The sequence below is a fragment of the Methylobacterium sp. WL103 genome (assembly GCF_008039885.1).
In the GTDB taxonomy this organism is placed as follows: Bacteria; Pseudomonadota; Alphaproteobacteria; order Rhizobiales; family Beijerinckiaceae; genus Methylobacterium; species Methylobacterium cerastii.
Map to the genome: position 1 here is coordinate 1 of NZ_VRUX01000985.1, position 1,009 is coordinate 1,009.

Below are 1,009 nucleotides of genomic sequence, written 5' to 3' on the forward strand. Positions count from 1 at the left end.
CAGGCGTTCGAGGCTTTGGCCTCCTGCCCCGCGTTGTGTGGCTACGATCGAACCAGCCGCGACGCCAAATCGGCGCCGACGCCCGCGTTCCGGGCCCGGCACCGCGGGACGCCGGGGAACCGGCTAATCGCGCATCATCACAGGGTTCCGCGGCGTCCCGCGTCTCCTGTTTCGTGATGTTCGGGCCATGCCGCCGGCGGACTTTTGTTCGCGTGGGGTGGTTTTGGTGTGTCGCGACCACGACGCGCCTCTTCCTCCCTTCTTTGCGTGGGGAGGGAACGCGTGGCGGCTTCGCATGTGCAATGTATGAACGTCGTCGCCCCGGAGATTGTGGTTCGGGTGAGGTTCTCGAAATGATCCCCCTGTCGCGCGCGCGAAGCCTACAGGCCCTGCTTCGCCTGCCGGTCTGGCTCTGGCTCGGCGCGTTCTTCCTGGTGCCGTTCGTCATCACCTTGAAGATCAGCCTGTCGGAGCCGGCCACCGCGATGCCGCCATACCTGCCGGTGCTCGACTGGCGGGGCGGGGCGGGGGATTGGTCGGACTTCCTCCAGGCCTTGAACGTCGAGAACTACGTCACGCTTGCCACCGACGCGCTCTATCGCGACGCGGCCCTGGCCTCGGTGGCCTACGCGCTGGCGGCGACGATCATCCTGGCGGGCATCGCCACCCCGCTCGCCTACGCCATCGCCCGGAGCCCGGCGGGGCGTCAGCCGCTGCTCGTCGCCCTCGTCGTGGTGCCGTTCTGGACGAGCTTCCTGATCCGGGTCTACGCCTGGATCGCGATCCTGAAGCCGGAAGGCCTGCTCAACCTCGGGCTGATGCGCCTGGGGCTGATCGGACAGCCGCTAGAAATCCTGAATACCCCCGTCGCAGTGCTCATCGGCCTCGTCTACGCCTACCTGCCGTTCATGGTGCTGCCGCTCTACGCCGTGCTGAGCCGCCTCGATCCGGCTCTGCGCGAGGCGGCGGCCGACCTCGGCGCCTCGCCGGCCCGGGTGTTCCGGACCGT

Annotated in this window: 1 protein-coding gene; it reads left to right on the forward strand. The window is 68.3% G+C overall.

Going from position 1 to position 1,009, the window contains the following annotated elements; all coding sequences use genetic code 11:
• Nucleotides 1-353: 353 nt before the first annotated feature.
• Nucleotides 354-1,009, forward strand: a 656-nt coding sequence (locus FV222_RS27225) for a putrescine ABC transporter permease PotH (protein WP_147816246.1), incomplete at its 3' end; no start/stop codon positions are given.